We start from the raw sequence: 15843 nt of genomic DNA, 5'->3' as shown, positions 1-15843 counted from the left end.
TCCTTCCCCAGACGCAGCAGAAGCTATACGAGCCCTCAAGCGAGCAGGGCTAGCATCGACTCGAACCATGGGAGGGTTCCACCATGAAACGACGCATCCTGGCCTTGCTGGCCGTCGTCGCACTGCTCGGCGCAGCATGCGGTGACGACGACACAACCGAGGCCGAGCCAGCGGCCACGGAGGCCCCGGCCGCCACCGAGGCGCCAGCGCCGACCGAAGCCATGGCGGAGATGGCGACACACGTCGACATCGACGCGGCGTTGGCAGCCGATCTCGACAACTGCGTCGATGCGCCTTCTGGCGATCCGATCCGTGTCGGCATGGCCATGGACTTCGGCGAGGTCTCGGGTTTCGCCGATATCCCCGGCAGCCAGGCAGTCACTCACCTCGCGGACTTGATCAACTGCATCGGCGGCGTCGGTGAACGGCCGGTCGATGTCTCCGTTCAGGACATCCAGGGAGACCCTGAAGTCACGGCCCGAGCAACTCAAGACCTGCTCGAATTCGGGGCACATTTCCTGATCGGCCCGCCATTCGCCGACTTCGGCCAGCCGGTGCTGCAGGTCACCGAGGGCAATGTCCCCGTGTTCTTCGCAGCGTCGACCGAGCCGAGCCTTCCCGATGTCGCTGCCAACTCATTCCTGGTGACCTTCGACGACACTCGGCAGGCTTCGGCGGCGGCAGAGTGGGCGCTCGAGCAAGGCCACACCAGGGCGATCACCTTCAGTTCGCCCGGCCCGTACTTCGGCTACAACCCGGAGATCTTCACCGAGGTATTCGAGGCCGGCGGCGGCGAAGTCATCTCCGACCAGAACTACGTACCGATCGAAGACGTCGACTTCTCGGCGCAGGTGAACGAACTCGCGGGCATTGCGCAGGGCGACGAGGTCCTGTACTCGGCGATGCTCGCATTCCAAGTCACTGCGCTGCGCAGCCAGCTCGAGGCGCAGGGCCTTGCCGAGATCACCTACCTCGGCACAGATGCGTTCGAAGCCACAGGCCTGCTGTTCGCTGCACCCGAAGAGTCGGAGGGCATGGTGCACACAACCCACGCCTTCGCCGAGCCAGGTGGCCGCATCGACCTGTTGCTGCAGAGCTATGCCGACCGTCATGGCGAACAGCTCGAATCGGGCACGTTCGCCGGCCTGTATGCCGACTCGATGCTCTTGGGCATCCAAGGCATGCTCGACTCCGGGTCTGACGACCCTGTCGAGATCGGAGCGGCCGTTGCGGCAATCGAGAGCTTTGAAGGGTTCACCGGAGAGATGGGCTATGCCGGAACGAACGGCATTCCCGACAAGCCCGTGTCCATCCACAGGGTGGTCGGCGGAGTCGACACGCTCGTGGCGAACTGGGAGTAGCCATCGGGCAGCGGATCGCCGTGCCCGGCTTCCGTCACAGAGGTCCCGTGCCTGCTGACTCCGCCCGCGTGCGGCGCCCTGCTTGCTCCGCATAGGCGATGCTTGACATCGACGGGTTGACGGTCCGCTATGGCTCGATTTCTGCCGTGCGTGGCGTCAGCCTCTCGGTGTCGGGGGGTGAGGTCGTCGGGTTGATCGGCCCGAATGGCGCCGGCAAGACGACGCTGCTGAATACCGTCGCTGGTTTGCTCCACCCAGCGTCGGGGCACGTGCGGCTCGACGGCACCGACATAACGGGTTATGCGCCGGATCGGCTTCTGCGACTCGGCGTAGCGCTCGTACCCGAGCACCGCCGTCTCTTCACAGATCTGACGGTTGTGGAGAACCTGCGGGTGGGCGCCGCCACGCTGCCGGGGCGGGAACGGTCCGTCATGCTCGACGAGATAGCGGACCTGTTCGAAGTGCTGCGCCAGAAGTGGACGACGCCGGCGGGTTACCTGTCCGGTGGCGAAGCGCAGCAGCTCGCGATCGCACGCGCACTGATGTCGCGTCCACGCTTGCTGATGATGGATGAACCATCGCTTGGTCTCGCGCCCGTGCTGGTGGACGTCGTGTTCGAGCTGATCGACCAGCTGCGAGCCCAGGGCAGGACACTGCTGGTTGTCGAGCAGAATGCCGCCCGCATGCTTGAGGTCTCCGACCGTGCGTACGTGCTGCGCAGCGGTGAAATGGTGGCGTCGGGGAGCGGGGCTGAATTGGCGCGCCGATCCGATCTGTTCGAGACGTTCGTGGGCAGCGTCGTCGGCGACACCGAGGACGCCGGTCCATGACCGAGCTGGCACAGAATGTGATCGACGGGCTGGGTCGGGGGAGCATTTACGCGCTGCTGGCGCTCGGCATCGCAGTGATCTTCGGTGTGATGCACCTGCTCAATTTCGCTCACGGGGAGCTGATCACCGTGAGCGGCTATGTCGCCTATTGGGTCTTCTCCGCAGGGCTGAATTGGTACTGGATAGCGCCCCTCGTCGTCCTCGTGAGCGTCGGCACCGCACTGGCAATCGAGCAAGTCGCCTTTCGCTGGGTGCGCGGCGCAGCGGACTTCACGATGCTGCTCACGTCGTTCGGCGTTCATTTCGTGGTGCAAGCCGTGTTCTTCATGTACGTGTCGGCCTCGGTACGGAACTTCGATCGGCCGCGCTGGATCACCAACACGTTCGATGTCGGTCCCGTCACGATCGAGGTGTTCGACGTAGTTGTGATTGCCGTCACGGCGTTGACGTTGGCGGCCACTGCAGCAGTGCTGCAGCGCACGATGTTCGGGCTGTCGCTGCGCGCCGCAGCCGAGGACTTCGACGCAGCGCGCCTGATGGGCGTGAAGTCGGATCGCGTGATCCGCGGAGCATTTGCCTTGTCGGGGGTTCTCGCGGGCATCGCAGCCATTTTCTGGCTGATGCGGGCTGGTCAGACGACTCCGTCGGCAGGGATCACACCCATGCTCAAAGGCGTGCTGGCCGCGCTTATCGGCGGGCTTGGCAGCCTGCGCGGCGCTGTGCTGGGCGGTCTGTTGCTGGGCCTCGCAGAGGTCCTGTTGCGATCACGGCTGCCCGACGGCATTGCCGGCCTCACCGACGGTGTCGTATTCGTGCTCATTGCGCTGCTGTTCATCTTCCGGCCGGGCGGGCTCATCACGGTGAGCCGGGCCGAACGGGTGTAGGGCGCGCCGTGAAGCCCCCCGGATCGTTCGCAGACATGCGCCGAGATGTCGCGTTCCCGATGACCGGGGCGGCGTTGCTGGCAGCAGTGCTCATCGTCGGCGGGGCCGTGTACAGCGCGGCGGGAGGAGCGACGGCGGACAAGCTGGTCACCGCCATGTTGATCGACGCCATCATGGTCGTTGGTCTGCAGATCTACATCGGCAACACGGGAGTCTTCTCGTTTGGCCATATCGGCTTCGCCGCGGTCGCCGGGTACGCCTTTGCCGTCTTGGCGATTGAGCCGGCTCGCAAGAGCACCGTTATCCGCAACGCTCCATGGGGCCTGAATGAGGTGCACCTGACACCGGTTCAAGCCACTGCAGTGGCAGCGCTGGTGACGCTGGCTGCGGCTGTCGTCGTCGGCTGGGGTCTCGCGCGGTCGGGCGCGAAATCGGGCTCCGTTTCCGCAGCCGTCATCACGCTGGCGCTGCTGTTCGTCACGCACGAGCTCGCACTGAACTGGACCGATCTGACCGGCGGCGACCGGGCAGGGCTCTCGTTCCGCATCGGCAACACATTGGAAGGGCGCACCGTCATCTATGTCGTGCTGGTGGCCGTGATCGTGGTGGCGCGATTGTTCGCTCAAAGCCGGATCGGCCGTCTCGCCCAAGCGGCCCGAGAGGACAACTTGGCCGCGAGGGCAATGGGCGTGAACCCGGTTGCCGGCCAGATGGCCGCCTTGCTGCTGTCGGTGCTGGTGGTTGCGGTTGCGGCGTCGCTGCGTGTGTACGACATCGGGAACATCACACCTAAGTTCTTCTTCTTCGATTACACGCTGCTGACTCTGGTCATGCTGATCGTGGGCGGCCGGAACAGCGTTACCGGTGCGCTCAGCGGCGTCGTGATCATCACGGCAGGCCGAGAGCTGACTCGACGGTTCGCAAGCGACGGCTTCGAGTTTTTCGGCGCGAGCCTCGACGCCCCGGTGGTCGACTGGTTGCTGCGTGAGGGGCTGACCCAGATCTTCTTGGGCGCAGCGATGCTGGGGTTCATGATTCTCCGGACGAACGGACTGCTCGGGGACTGGGAGCTGGACACATGGCTCTGGCGCCGGTGGCGGCGCCGCAAGCCCGAAGAGCGGCCTGAGCCTCTCGCCGAAATCGCGCCGGTGGGGCTGCACGTCGAGGTCGACCGCGAGGGCGCGGCCCTGGAGGTGCACGATCTCGCTGTTGATTTCGGCGGCTTCCGCGCTCTGGATGGTGCAGGGCTCACCGTTGCGCCCGACGAGGTCGTGGGCCTGATCGGCCCCAATGGCGCCGGCAAGACGACGCTGGTCAACGTGGTCACCGGCATCGTCGCGCCGTCAGCGGGCTGGTTCAAGGTGGGTGAGCGAGAGTTGACCAGTGCGCCTAGCCACGACATCGCGCGCGCCGGTCTGGTGCGCACATTCCAGAACCTGCGACTCTTCGGCGCGTTGACTGTGCACCAGAACGTGGAGCTTGCTGCTCGAGTCGCCGCCCAGCACCGTCCGGGGAACCACCCCCCGGTCGACGCGCTCATCGCTGAAGCCGGGCTCTGGGATGTGCGCGACCGCCGCGCCCGCGAGCTCGACTACGGCAGTGCACGACGGCTGGAGTTGGCCCGAGCAGCCGCCATGGCGCCGGCCTACCTGCTGCTGGACGAACCCACCAGCGGCATGAGCGATGCCGAGTCGGCGGAGATGATCGGACGCATCCGGCATATGGCTGCCGCGGTCGATGCGGGCGTGCTGGTGATCGACCACGATCTCAACTTCATCACCGGCATCAGCGATCGCATCTATGTGCTCGATCAGGGCCAGGTGATCAGCGCCGGCACGCCCGACGAGGTGCAGGCCGACCCGGCCGTGCGCGCGGCCTACCTCGGCGCCGAGAGCGACGCCGCGCGGTGACGCTGAGTACTCTCGGATGCAGCCGGCGAAGTGCCGCCGGGACTGTGGCGATGTGAGGATGAGATGAGCACGTCTACGCTGGAACGCCCTGAGCTCTCCCGAGATGGCGAGCCGCAGCGCATCTGGAAAGAGGGCGACGCCGACATTCCCGCTGAGTTCCACGAGCTGCTCGTGCGGATGCTCAGCTACCACGTCGAGAACAGCGCCAACCCCCACTACACCGACCTGCTCACCAAGCTGTGGGACCGCTGCCTGCGGTTCGCGCCCGACGAAGCCACCAAGGGCCTGCTGGTCAAGCTGATGCAGCAGGAAGTGGAGCACGGGATCATCAATGCCCAGATCCTGGCCGGCCTCGGTGTCGGCCACGTCGACCGTCCCATCGAGCAGTACGCATTCCGGCACCCGATGGAGACGTTCTGCGACCTGTCGTACTTCCATGTGCTCATCGACCGGGTGGGCGTGTACATCGGCGAGACCTGGGACGGTGTGCCCTACCAGCCCCTGCTCGACATCGCCACGCGGGTGCACAAGGAAGAGCTGTTCCACTGCACGCTCGGCCTGCGCAACCTGCGGCTCATCTGCAAGACGCCCGAGGGCCTCGCCGAGGCCAACGAGAAGATCCACTTCTGGTGGCCCGCGGCGCTGGACATGTTCGGTCGGTCAGACTCCGACTTCGGCGACGCGTACGTGCGGTGGGGCCTGCGCAAGAAGAACAACGCTGATCTCCGCAGGCAGTACATCGCCGACACGAGGCCCTTGCTCATCGATCTGGGGATCGAGGTGCCGCCGAACCGGCTCAACCGCCGGTTCTTGTAGCCGGCTATGGACCCCGCAGCTGCGGGCGGGCTAGCAGTCAAGGTGACGCGGCCGGCGCCTGAGGTGGCATTCATCGAGACGTCGTCGTCGGCGCACTGGGAGTGTTTCTGGGTGGCCGAGGGCGAGCACACGCTCGTGGTGGGTGCGTTCGACCGGGGCGACAAGTCGACGCCGGAGCCGCGTATTCATGTGATCAACAAGCCCTACGGCTGGGACATGCGGCCGGCATCTGATCCGCCCACGGCCGGCGACGACGAGGACCTGCTCGTGGCGGTCTGGCAGCTGCTGAGCTCGAACTGAGCATGAACAGGGGCGAGCACGGGTGAACTTGGAGACACTGGGCCAAGTGCTGGTGGAGACCGAGGTGGTGGTGGAACCTGAATCGGTGGCGCTGCTCGTCGATGCGCTCGGCACGCCTCACGCCTCTGAGGTGGCGCTGCGGCTGCCGTTCTTCGGGCCGACGGTGGGCGGCGGCGACTCGGTGGTCGGGCCCATCGATCTCAGCCTCGAACGGGGTCTCGCCGGCGGCCAGTCGTTCGAATGGCACCGTTCGTTCCGCCCGGGCGAACGGGTGTCGGTGGTGGTGTCGGTGGAGGACATTATCGACAAGGGGACGCTGCATCTGGCCACGGTGCTGTCGGAATACCGGGACACCGACGGCGAGCTGATCCAGCGGCAGCGGACGGTGTTCGTGGAGCGCAAGCCGGCTGGCGAGCTGTCGCAGGATGCCGCCGCAGATGACGGCAGCGCGGCGGGGGAGTCAGCATCATGAGTGAGCAGCGCATGAGCGAGCTGGACCTGTCGCCGGCGACCGCGCCTGCCATCACGAGGGAAGCCATGCGCAGCTTCGTCGACGGCGTGAGCGACCCCAACCCGGTGCACACCGACCCAGAGTTCGCGGCCACAGCGGGGCTGCCCGATGTGGTGGTGCAGGCTTCGCACACGACCGCTCTCGCACTGGATGCGCTCATCGCACGGTTCGGCGCCGACGCGATCCTGAACCTCGACGTCCGCCTGCGGGGGCCGATCTTTCCCGGCGACGAGGTGACGGTGTCGCCAGTCAGTTACGGCGAGCTGGATCGGGGCGTGGAGCTGCGCAACCAACGGGGCGACGTGGTCGCCACAGGCATCGTGGTGATGCGCGGCGACCCCGACGAGTGAACAGCACGGGCAACACCGCCCGAGCAATCCTGACGACGAGGGAGAACCCATGAGCTATGAGCACCTGCTGAGCGAAGACCGCGACGGTGTCCGCGTCCTGACGCTGAACCGGCCGCAGAAGTTCAACGCTTGGAACGCCGCCATGCGGGCCGAGATGCGCGACGCCGTCGAGGACACGGCAATGGCCACCGGCATCAGGGCGCTCATCATCACCGGTGCGGGTCGGGCGTTCTCTGCAGGCGAAGACGTCTCCGAGATGGGCGATCTGACCGAGATGGGGACCCGGGGATTCCGTGCAGTGGCCCGCGGCATCCACTCGGTGTTCGATCTGATCGAGGCGCTGGAAGTGCCCGTCATTGCCGCGGTGAACGGGGTGGCAGCGGGCGGCGGCTTCGAGCTGGCGCTGTCGTGCGACTTCCGGGTGATTGCTGAGAACGCCCGCTTCGTGATGCCCGAGGCCAAGGTGGGGCTCATCCCCGGTTCAGGCGGCTGCTCGCGGCTGGCGCACTACGTGGGGCTGGGCCGTGCCAAGGAGTTGGTGATGCTGTCGCGCAACGTGGGAGCCGACGACGCCAAGGCAATGGGCCTCGCCACCGAAGTGGCCCCCGAGGGCGGCGCAGTGGACGTGGCCATGGAGCTCGCGGCCGAGATGTCGGCCTTCGCGCCGCTTGCGCTGGGCATGGCCAAGACCGTCCTCAACACTTGCACCGACGTGGATCACGAGACCGGTCGGCGCCTCGAGCGTCTCGGCCAGAGCGTGCTCAAGACCACCGCCGACCATGCCGAGGGCGCGAGCGCCTTCCTCGAACGCCGCGCTCCCGACTGGCAAGGCCGCTAGTCGCCGGCGAGGCGGGCGGGGAAGCCTCCCTTGGAAATCGGCCCCCAGCTCTCGATGTGCAGGCGCAGCAGCACCTTGTCTTGGCGGTTCATGGCTTCGCGGTACTCGTCCCAGTCGGAGTGCTCGCCGCTGATCACCCGGAAGTACTCCACGAGGCCGTCCATGGCCTCGGGCAGGTCCTCGACCTCGCCGCGGCACTCGAGCTGCACCCACTCGCCGTTCCACGCATCGGACATCACGACGACCCACGCTTGGGGGTTGCGCCGGAGGTTGAGCGACTTGGCCCGGTCGGGGTAGCTGCTGACGAGCACCGCATCGCCGGCCTCGTCGAGACCCATGGTGATCAGGGATGCCTGCGGTCGACCGTCCCGCCGGAGCGTCAGCAGCACACCGTGATGCCTTTCCCGCACGAACTCCTGCAGCTCGTCGCGTTCCACGATCCGGTCAGTCGCTATCGACACCATCTGGTACTCCCTGGCTCGGCCCAACAGCTCGGGCAGTCTCGCCGATCTTCTGCCGTTCGGCACTGCGGAAGCAGCTCCCAGCCCGTTGGTTCACATGACCGGCGCGTACAGGGAAGAATCAGCCCCACGCCGTGCGTCGAGCCGGCGCAGATAAGGGGTGACACTCAAGATGTTGCAGCACTACCGGGTTTTGGATCTCTGCGAGGGCATCAGCCAGTTCGCGGGCTACTTGCTCGCCAGCCTGGGCGCGGAGGTGATCGCCGTCGAGCCTCCCGGTGGGGTCCAGAGCCGCCATGCGGGCCCGTTTGTCGACGACGAGCCGGATCCGGAGCGCTCACTGGCCCACTGGGCCTACAACCAGGGCAAGCAGAGCGTCACGGCGGACCTGACCACCGCCGACGGCCGTCAGCGGCTGCTGGAGTTGGTGAGAGGCGCGGATGCGCTCATCGAGGACGCGTCGGTAGGCCACATGGCGTCGCTGGGCCTCGCCTACGACGAGCTCGCGTCCGTCAATCCCGCCATCGTCCACGCATCGGTGACGCCGTTCGGCTCGACCGGGCCCCGCAGCACCTGGGCAGGCTCCGACCTGACAGCAGTGGCCGGCAGCGGCTTCCTGCATGCCAGCGGCGACAAGGACCGCGCTCCCGTGCGGGTCTCAGGTGTGCCACAGAGCTTCCTGCAGGCTGCCGGCGACGCCGCTGCAGCGACGCTCGTCGCGCTGCGTGAGGCGCAGCGCAGCGGCCGAGGCCAGCACATCGACATTTCTGCCATGGAGTCGATGACGCACGGTCAGCCGCAGAACCTGTCGCCGAGGGTCAACGCCAACGCCGTGGAACGCCTCGCAGGTGGGCTCAGCCTCGGCGGCATCGACATCCCGATGATGTTCCCCTGCGCCGATGGCAACACCATCTGCGTCGCGCTCATGGGTGCCGCATTCGCGCCGTTCACGCAGCGGCTCGTGGAGTGGGAGGCCGAGGAGGGCTTCGCCGACGAAGAGCTCCAGGCGGTCGACTGGGAAACTGTCGCCACCGAGGTCCTGAGCGGCCAGCGCTCGCCCGAGATCATCGGCAAGTCGTTCGCTACCCACACCCGCTTCCTGGCCACCAAGACCACCGAGGAGTTGTGGGCGGCCGCGTTCGACCGGAACATCTTGATCACACCATCGGCGCTGGTCAGCGATCTGCTGTCCAACCCACACTTCGCCGATCGCGAGTTCTGGCGCGACATCGAATTCGATGACGGTCGCACAGCTCGCTATTGCGGCCCGCTCGTGCACTTCAGCGACGACGCTCCTGAGCGCGCGCCCGTCGTTCCCCGGCTCGGTGCCGGCAACGACACCGTCGACACCAACCGGCAACCCCATGCGACGACGGCGGTTGCCGCTGACGGCCCTGCCTCCGACGGCAGCGAGCTGCCGCTGGCCGGCCTGAAGGTGGTGGAGTTCTCGTGGGTGATCGCCACGCCGTCGGCAGTGCGGATCCTGGCCGACTACGGCGCCACGGTCGTCAAAGTCGAGACCGAGAGCCGGCCCGACACGATGCGCACGGTCAACCCGTTCGTCGACGAGGAAGCCCATCCTGACAACAGCGTCGGCTACGGCGTGTACAACGCGGGCAAGCGCAGCCTCAGCCTCGATCTGAGCAAGCCCGAGTCGCGCCAGGTGGTGGAGGACCTGATCCGCTGGGCCGACATCACCACCGAATCGTGGGCGCCGGGAGCGGCGGCGCGCATGGGCTTCGGCTACGACGACTTCTCGGCCATCAACCCGCGGATCATCATGCTGTCCAGCTCGCTGCTCGGCCAGAGCGGGCCGTACTCGAGCCTGGCCGGTTACGGGTTCATGGCGGCGGCGATCGCCGGCTTCTACGAGATCACCGGCTGGCCCGACCGCGGTCCCGCGGGCCCGTACGGCCCCTACACCGACTTCCTGGCGCCGCGGGTGATCGTGGCGTCGCTGATGGCGGCACTCGAACGACGCGACCGCACCGGCACCGGCTGCTACATCGATATCTCCCAGACCGAGGCGGCGCTGCACTACCTGGCGCCGGCCATTCTCGACGCTTCGATCAACGGCCGGGACCAGCAGCGGTGCGGCAACGAGGATCCGCACATGAGCCCTCACGGCGTCTATCCGAGCACTGGCGAGGATCAGTGGGTGGCGATCGCCTGCACCGACGACCGGTGGACTGCGCTTGCTGGGACGATCGGCCTTGCCGGCGACGGCGCAGCCGGTTGGGATCAGGCCGTCCGGCGGGAACATGCAGCCGAGATCGATGAGGCCATCTCGGCGTGGACATCGGAGCGCACCAATGTGGAGGCCGCGGAGTCGTTGCAGTCCAGCGGCATCGACGCCTACCCGGTCAACAATGCACAGGGCTGCTGTGACGACGCGCAGCTGAACGCCCGCGAACACCACATCAACGTGCCCCAGAGTCATCGCGGCACCATGTGGACGCAGCACTGCCGGACGCGCATGTCCCGAACGCCGCCGGTGGTCTGGCGAGGCGGGCCGTGCCTCGGCGAGGACAACTTCGAGGTGCTCACCGAGTACTTGGGCTACGACGCCGACCGGGTCGCCGATCTCGCCGCCGCCGAAGTGCTCGCCTAGGCGGCTCAGCCCTCGCTCGCTTCATCCTCGGCCCCAGTTTCGGCCTCCGTCTCGACGTTTTCCTCGCTGTCAGCTTCGGACTCGGCCTCGGAGTCAGATCCTGAATCGCCGTCGGCGTCTGTCTCTGACTCACTTTCGTCCTTCGGGTCTGCCTCAGGTTCCGGCGCCGCAGTGGTCGGGGGCGGCTGGTGTCGGGCGCAGTCGCCCGACACGATGTCGTTGATCCGATCGACCCGAGCGCCTTCAACGGCAGGCACGGGCGCTCCGTTGATGTCGAGCAGGTGCGGGTGGAACGACCAGCCCACGATCTCGGCACCGTCGAAGTCGATCTGCAGCACGCCGGTGTCCCCGGTGATGCCCGACCGGTAGTGCCACACGAAGTTGCCGAGCGAGTAGGCCACGAGCTTGCCGTCGTCGAACACGACTGGCTGCAGCACGTGGGGGTGGTGGCCGATGACGGCGTCGGCACCGTTGTGCAGCAGCTCGAAGGCGAAGTCGCGCTGGCGACCCTCTGGGCAGGTCATGCGCTCGATGCCCCAATGGAGCACGGCGATCACCACGTCGGCCTCGCTCGCAGCCACCCGTACGTTGGCGAGCACGCGGTCGCGCTGGTACGCCGACGCAATGCCCGGACGGGTCTGGGTAGCCGGAAACCCGAGCGGCACCACCATCGAGGCGCCCACGAACGCAACGCGCACACCGGGGCGCACCTCGATCACCCGATGCCCGTACGCATCGCTGCTGGTCGCGCCCGCGCCGAGCGCTATCACGCCGTTGGCCTCGAGGACGTCAACCGTGTCGACCAGTGCGTCGGGGCCGTAGTCCATGGCGTGGTTGTTCGCGAGGTTGGCGACATCCACCCCGGCCGTCGCGATCCGCTCGGCGGCTGACGGCGGCGCCCGGAACACGTACTTCTTGTCGGCGGGCTCACCACGCTCGCTGATAACCATCTCCACGTTCACGACCGCAATGTCTGCTGTTCCCAGAGGCGGCTCAATGCCGGCGAACGGGTCGACGCCGGCTGCTTCGCTGCGATCCATCAGCACGTCGCCACCCGCCAGCAGCGTCCACGCCTGATCCGGTTGTGTCGTTGTGGGCATGACGGCAGTCGTCGAGGTTGCTGCAGCAGCCGTTGATGCGGCTGACGTGGCGGAGGCGGTCGACAGTGTGACTTCGCCCAATGCACCACCGGACCCGGCTTCGGTGGTTGCCGGCTGAGCGATCGCCGGAGCCTCGGTTGATTTGGGAGGGGGAGGCACGACTCGCACGGGGCTGGTGCTGCACGCCACCGCCAGAAAGGCAAGTGTCGCAATGAGTGAACCAGCTCGGCGCAACGCCATGGCGTGGAAGCGTATGGCAGGCGTTCTGCACCGTTCGGTAGCCAACTAGCGTCGCGCTCGCAGCGCTGCAACAAGCCCGTTCCGGCGCTGCATCCGGCTGATCGGGAGGTCGCACATGTCGCTCGGAGACACAGTTCAAGGGATTCTCGACGGGGGCGTTGCCGACGGCGCCGTGGTGGGCGCCGTGGCCAAGGTCATCAGTGCCGACGGCGAGATCTGCTCGGCAGCGGCTGGCACCCGCGGTGCCGACAGCGACGTTCCGATGTCGAATGACACCGTGTGCTGGATCGCCTCGATGACCAAGGCCATCACCGGCACGGCGGCGATGCAGCTCGTGGAGCAGGGCAAGCTCTCGCTCGACAGCCCGGGCGCAGAGGTACTGCCGCTGCTGGGCGAACTCGACGTGCTGACCGGCTTCGACGACGACGGCAACCCGGTCACCCGTGCCCGCAACGGCGACATCACGCTGCGTCACCTGCTGACCCATACCGCCGGCATGGGGTACGACATCTGGAGCCCCGAGCTCGGCCAGTACGAAGAGGCCACCGGCACGCCGGGCGTGATCGAGTGCCAGAAGCAGACGCTGACCATCCCGCTGCTATTCGACCCGGGCGACCGCTGGTTCTACGGCACCGGCATCGACTACGCGGGTCAGATGGTGGAGGCCGCCTCGGGGATGTCGCTCGGCGAGTACATGGCCGACAACATCTTCGAGCCGCTGGGCATGACCGACACTGCATTCAAGATCAGCGACGACATGCGCTCCCGCATCTCGGCGATGCAAGCGCGGATGGAGGACGGCTCGCTGGTGGAGATGCCGTTCGAGATCCCGCAGGAGCCCGAGTTCGAGATGGGCGGCGGCGGTCTGTATTCCACCGTCGACGACTACTGCCGCTTCCTGGCCATGATGCTGAACGGCGGCAGCCTCGACGGGAACCAGGTGGTGGCGCCGAGCACGCATGCGCAGATGGTCAGCAACGCGATGGGCGACCTGCGTGTCACCATGCTCCCGACGGCCATCCCGCCGTACTCGTTCGACGCCGAGTTCTTCCCCGGTGTCGAGAAGTCGTGGGGCCTGACGTTCCAGATCAACGAGGAGCCAGCGCCGACGGGCCGCCCTGCTGGGGGCCTGATGTGGGCGGGGCTGGCCAACTCGTACTTCTGGATCGACCTGCAGAATCAGGTGGCCGGCTGTTACATCAGCCAGCAGGTGCCGTTCGCAGACCCGCGCTCGTACGCCCTGTACGAAGCCATCGAGACTGCCACGTACGACAGCCTCTAATCGCGTGCCCGCTCAGGCGGGGCCGAGCACTACGCAGCCGTTATGGCCGCCGAAGCCGAATGAGTTGCTGATCGAGGGGCCTGGCTCCCAATCGGCCGCCTGACCGGTCACCAAGCGGAACTCCGCGAGTTCAGGATCGGGTGTCGTCCAGCCGGCCGTCGCCGGGATCTTGCGGTGGTGCATCGCCAGCAGCACGGCGATGGCCTCCAGGGCGCCTGCTGCGCCAAGCGCATGGCCCGTCACACCCTTGGTCGAGGTCACGAGCGGACCGTTGGGCCCGAACAGCTTGTTGAGCGCTTCTGCTTCAGCTGCGTCGTTCAGCGGGGTCGATGTGCCGTGCGCGTTCACGTGGACGATGTCGTCGGGCGTGAGGCCAGCGTCATCGATGGCGAGCTGCATGCAGCGCAGCGCGCCTGCGCCGCCGGGCGCCGGTGCGGTGATGTGGTGGGCATCGGCATTCGAGGCGGTGCCGAGCACCTCGCCCCAGATCGTGGCACCCCGCGCGACAGCCGAGTCCCATTCCTCGAGCACCAAGGTGGCGGCGCCCTCGGTCATCATGAAGCCGTCGCGGTTCTTGTCGAACGGCATCGAGATGCCGCTGTTCGACAGGGCGGTCATGTTGACGAATCCGGCAGTGCCCACCGGCGTCATCACCGACTCGCAGCCGCCGGCCACGATCACATCGGCGACGCCGAGGCGGATGAGCCGCGCCGCGTACCCGATCGAGTGCGTCCCTGCCGCACATGCAGTCGTGAGCACCTCGCAGGGCCCAGCGAGGCCGTACCTCATGGAGATGGCGGCACCAGGGGCGTTCGGCATCATCATCGGGACCATGAATGGCGATACCCGGCGCGCGCCCTTGCGATCCAGCACGAGTACCTGGTCTTCGAACGTCTGCAGGCCGCCGACACCGGTGCCGTAGATCACGCCGCAGCGATCCGGGTCGGTCGCCAGTTCCCCGGCGTCGGCGATGGCCTGTGCCGCCGATGCCATGCCGAGCTGGGTCGAGCGATCTGCCCGTCGAGCCTCCTTGGGATTGTCGTAGTACGGCGACGGATCGAAGTCGTTGACGCGGCGCTCACCTTCTGGCGGCGCGGAGTTCAGCCCCTGCCAGAAATCGTCAACGCCGGTCCCGGCGCAGGAGACGACGCCGAGGCCGACGACAGCTACCCGACGGCCGGCGCTCACAGTTTCGATTCGACCAGCTGGATCGCGTGGGCGACGGTGGTGACGTCTTCCAGTTCTTCCTCGTCCACGCTGATGTCGAACTCCTCTTCCAAGGCCATCACCAGCTCGACCAAGTCCAGGCTGTCGGCGTCGAGGTCGTCGGCGAAGCTGGCCTCAGGTGTGACTTGCTCGGGATCCACGGCCAGCACCTCGACGGCGCAGTCACGGAATCGATCCAACGTGTCACTCATGCTGATCCCCTCATGTGTGGGCGGTCTCCGCACGAGCCCCCGACGGCCGTGCGAATGCGCAGTGTAGAGGCTGAGCCGAATGGCGAAGCCGTGGCCCGAGCGGCCCGTGAGCGAAGCGAACAAGAGCGGGAAGCGCAGGCCCAAGCTGTGGCTGGAGTGTCGCTCAATGGCCCATTCCCAGCCCGCCGTCGACAGGGATCACGGCGCCTGTGATGTACGCGCCCTCGTCGGACGCGAGAAACGCTACCGCAGCGGCTATCTCGGACGGTTCTGCCACCCGTCCCAGGGGCACAGCGTCGGTGATGGCGGCCTGCTGCTCGTCGTTCAATGCGCCGAACATCTCGGTGGCTACCGGCCCGGGCGCGACGACATTCGCGGTGATGCCGCGCGAACCGAGTTCTCGGGCCAGTGATCGGGCCATGCCTACGAGGCCGGCCTTGGACGCCGCGTAGTTGACCTGTCCGGCCGAGCCCAGCAGCCCGACCACCGAGGAAACGAAGATCAGCCGCCCCCAGCGTGCGCGCAGCATCGGTCGCGCCGCCCGTTTGGCCATCCGGTAGGCGCCGGTCAGATTGGTGTCGACGACAGCCGCGAAGTCGTCGTCGGCCATGCGCAGCACGAGCTGGTCACGGGTGATCCCGGCATTCGCGACCAGGATCTCCACCGGACCGATCTCAGCCTCGATCGACTCGTAGGCGGCATCGACCGCATCGCTGTCGGCTTGGTCGCACGCCACCCACAGCAGGCGGTCGTCGTCTGGGGCCTCGGTGCGGCTGGTTACCGCCACGCGGTGGCCTGCATCGGCAAACAACTGGGCCGTGGCCAGACCGATGCCGCGGCTGCCGCCGGTGACGAGGACGGTGCGTGCTGTTGCGGGGCGCACTCGAGGCAGGCTCGTGGGCTGATTCATCGTGAGCCGTGTACGTGGCGC

Annotated in this window: 16 protein-coding genes; 11 read left to right on the top strand and 5 right to left on the bottom strand. The window is 67.0% G+C overall.

Annotation, left to right across the window (positions count from 1 at the left end; translation table 11 throughout):
* The first annotated feature begins 83 nt into the window (after window positions 1–83).
* The 9 genes from ACOQPE_RS15100 (at window position 84) to ACOQPE_RS15060 (ending at window position 7800) form a co-directional block, all read left to right on the top strand.
* On the top strand, window positions 84–1361 hold the full coding sequence (locus ACOQPE_RS15100; protein WP_420609703.1) for an ABC transporter substrate-binding protein: 1278 nt from the start codon (window positions 84–86) through the stop codon (window positions 1359–1361).
* 98 nt (window positions 1362–1459) lie between these two features.
* A complete protein-coding gene (locus ACOQPE_RS15095) occupies window positions 1460–2191 on the top strand; it encodes an ABC transporter ATP-binding protein (protein ID WP_420609702.1) in 732 nt (243 codons plus the stop codon).
* Window positions 2188–3075, top strand: coding sequence for a branched-chain amino acid ABC transporter permease (locus ACOQPE_RS15090; protein ID WP_420609701.1), 888 nt, complete (start codon window positions 2188–2190; stop codon window positions 3073–3075). The genes ACOQPE_RS15095 and ACOQPE_RS15090 overlap by 4 nt, the downstream gene beginning before the upstream one ends.
* Before the next feature lie 8 nt (window positions 3076–3083).
* Complete coding sequence (locus ACOQPE_RS15085; RefSeq protein ID WP_420609700.1) at window positions 3084–4985, top strand: branched-chain amino acid ABC transporter ATP-binding protein/permease; 1902 nt, start codon at window positions 3084–3086, stop codon at window positions 4983–4985.
* Window positions 4986–5048: 63 nt separating this feature from the next.
* The gene (locus ACOQPE_RS15080) at window positions 5049–5801 is read left to right on the top strand and encodes a Phenylacetic acid catabolic protein (protein ID WP_420609699.1); all 753 of its coding nucleotides are present in this window, start codon (window positions 5049–5051) and stop codon (window positions 5799–5801) included.
* Between the two features lie 6 nt (window positions 5802–5807).
* Window positions 5808–6101 (top strand): hypothetical protein, encoded by a 294-nt coding sequence (locus tag ACOQPE_RS15075; protein WP_420609698.1) that lies wholly within the window; start codon window positions 5808–5810, stop codon window positions 6099–6101.
* 22 nt (window positions 6102–6123) lie between these two features.
* Window positions 6124–6573 (top strand): FAS1-like dehydratase domain-containing protein, encoded by a 450-nt coding sequence (locus ACOQPE_RS15070; protein ID WP_420609697.1) that lies wholly within the window; start codon window positions 6124–6126, stop codon window positions 6571–6573.
* Window positions 6570–6962, top strand: coding sequence for a MaoC family dehydratase (locus ACOQPE_RS15065; protein ID WP_420609696.1), 393 nt, complete (start codon window positions 6570–6572; stop codon window positions 6960–6962). The genes ACOQPE_RS15070 and ACOQPE_RS15065 overlap by 4 nt, the downstream gene beginning before the upstream one ends.
* 49 nt (window positions 6963–7011) lie before the next feature.
* Window positions 7012–7800: an enoyl-CoA hydratase/isomerase family protein gene (locus ACOQPE_RS15060; RefSeq protein WP_420609695.1), complete on the top strand. Its 789-nt coding sequence runs from the start codon at window positions 7012–7014 to the stop codon at window positions 7798–7800.
* Here ACOQPE_RS15060 and ACOQPE_RS15055 read toward each other — a convergent pair.
* A complete protein-coding gene (locus tag ACOQPE_RS15055) occupies window positions 7797–8264 on the bottom strand; it encodes a PPOX class F420-dependent oxidoreductase (RefSeq protein WP_420609694.1) in 468 nt (155 codons plus the stop codon). The genes ACOQPE_RS15060 and ACOQPE_RS15055 overlap by 4 nt on opposite strands.
* Window positions 8265–8421: 157 nt before the next feature.
* Between ACOQPE_RS15055 and ACOQPE_RS15050 the strand changes: the two genes are divergently transcribed.
* Window positions 8422–10872, top strand: coding sequence for a CaiB/BaiF CoA transferase family protein (locus ACOQPE_RS15050; RefSeq protein WP_420609693.1), 2451 nt, complete (start codon window positions 8422–8424; stop codon window positions 10870–10872).
* Between the two features lie 5 nt (window positions 10873–10877).
* Here the strand turns inward: ACOQPE_RS15050 and ACOQPE_RS15045 are convergent, their stop codons facing one another.
* Window positions 10878–11972 (bottom strand): CapA family protein, encoded by a 1095-nt coding sequence (locus tag ACOQPE_RS15045; RefSeq protein WP_420609692.1) that lies wholly within the window; start codon window positions 11970–11972, stop codon window positions 10878–10880.
* A 355-nt stretch (window positions 11973–12327) separates the two neighbouring features.
* On the opposite strand from ACOQPE_RS15045, the gene ACOQPE_RS15040 reads away from it, so the two are divergent.
* A complete protein-coding gene (locus tag ACOQPE_RS15040; protein ID WP_420609691.1) occupies window positions 12328–13494 on the top strand; it encodes a serine hydrolase domain-containing protein in 1167 nt (388 codons plus the stop codon).
* Between the two features lie 12 nt (window positions 13495–13506).
* On the opposite strand, the gene ACOQPE_RS15035 is transcribed toward ACOQPE_RS15040, so the two are convergent.
* From ACOQPE_RS15035 to fabG, 3 genes are all read right to left on the bottom strand, one after another.
* Window positions 13507–14682, bottom strand: coding sequence for a beta-ketoacyl-[acyl-carrier-protein] synthase family protein (locus tag ACOQPE_RS15035; RefSeq protein ID WP_420609690.1), 1176 nt, complete (start codon window positions 14680–14682; stop codon window positions 13507–13509).
* Window positions 14679–14912, bottom strand: a complete 234-nt coding sequence (gene acpP / locus ACOQPE_RS15030; protein WP_419853812.1) for an acyl carrier protein — start codon at window positions 14910–14912, stop codon at window positions 14679–14681. The genes ACOQPE_RS15035 and acpP overlap by 4 nt, the downstream gene beginning before the upstream one ends.
* A 163-nt stretch (window positions 14913–15075) precedes the next feature.
* Complete coding sequence (fabG, locus tag ACOQPE_RS15025) at window positions 15076–15822, bottom strand: 3-oxoacyl-ACP reductase FabG (RefSeq protein ID WP_420609689.1); 747 nt, start codon at window positions 15820–15822, stop codon at window positions 15076–15078.
* Window positions 15823–15843: the final 21 nt, after the last annotated feature.

This window comes from Candidatus Poriferisodalis sp., from assembly GCF_965219595.1.
In the GTDB taxonomy this organism is placed as follows: Bacteria; Actinomycetota; Acidimicrobiia; order Acidimicrobiales; family Poriferisodalaceae; genus Poriferisodalis.
Note: the sequence above shows the minus strand (reverse complement) of the source record. Positions and strands in the feature narration are given on the sequence as shown.

Bases quoted from the DNA above. Each gene is read 5' to 3' on its own strand.
- ACOQPE_RS15100 (WP_420609703.1), top strand. From the start codon at position 84: ATGAAACGACGCATCCTGGCCTTGCTGGCCGTCGTCGCACTGCTCGGC.
- ACOQPE_RS15095 (WP_420609702.1), top strand. From the start codon at position 1,460: ATGCTTGACATCGACGGGTTGACGGTCCGCTATGGCTCGATTTCTGCC.
- ACOQPE_RS15090 (WP_420609701.1), top strand. From the start codon at position 2,188: ATGACCGAGCTGGCACAGAATGTGATCGACGGGCTGGGTCGGGGGAGC.
- ACOQPE_RS15080 (WP_420609699.1), top strand. From the start codon at position 5,049: ATGAGCACGTCTACGCTGGAACGCCCTGAGCTCTCCCGAGATGGCGAG.
- ACOQPE_RS15075 (WP_420609698.1), top strand. From the start codon at position 5,808: ATGGACCCCGCAGCTGCGGGCGGGCTAGCAGTCAAGGTGACGCGGCCG.
- ACOQPE_RS15065 (WP_420609696.1), top strand. From the start codon at position 6,570: ATGAGTGAGCAGCGCATGAGCGAGCTGGACCTGTCGCCGGCGACCGCG.
- ACOQPE_RS15060 (WP_420609695.1), top strand. From the start codon at position 7,012: ATGAGCTATGAGCACCTGCTGAGCGAAGACCGCGACGGTGTCCGCGTC.
- ACOQPE_RS15055 (WP_420609694.1), bottom strand. From the start codon at position 8,264: ATGGTGTCGATAGCGACTGACCGGATCGTGGAACGCGACGAGCTGCAG.
- ACOQPE_RS15045 (WP_420609692.1), bottom strand. From the start codon at position 11,972: ATGCCCACAACGACACAACCGGATCAGGCGTGGACGCTGCTGGCGGGT.
- ACOQPE_RS15040 (WP_420609691.1), top strand. From the start codon at position 12,328: ATGTCGCTCGGAGACACAGTTCAAGGGATTCTCGACGGGGGCGTTGCC.
- acpP (WP_419853812.1), bottom strand. From the start codon at position 14,912: ATGAGTGACACGTTGGATCGATTCCGTGACTGCGCCGTCGAGGTGCTG.
- fabG (WP_420609689.1), bottom strand. From the start codon at position 15,822: ATGAATCAGCCCACGAGCCTGCCTCGAGTGCGCCCCGCAACAGCACGC.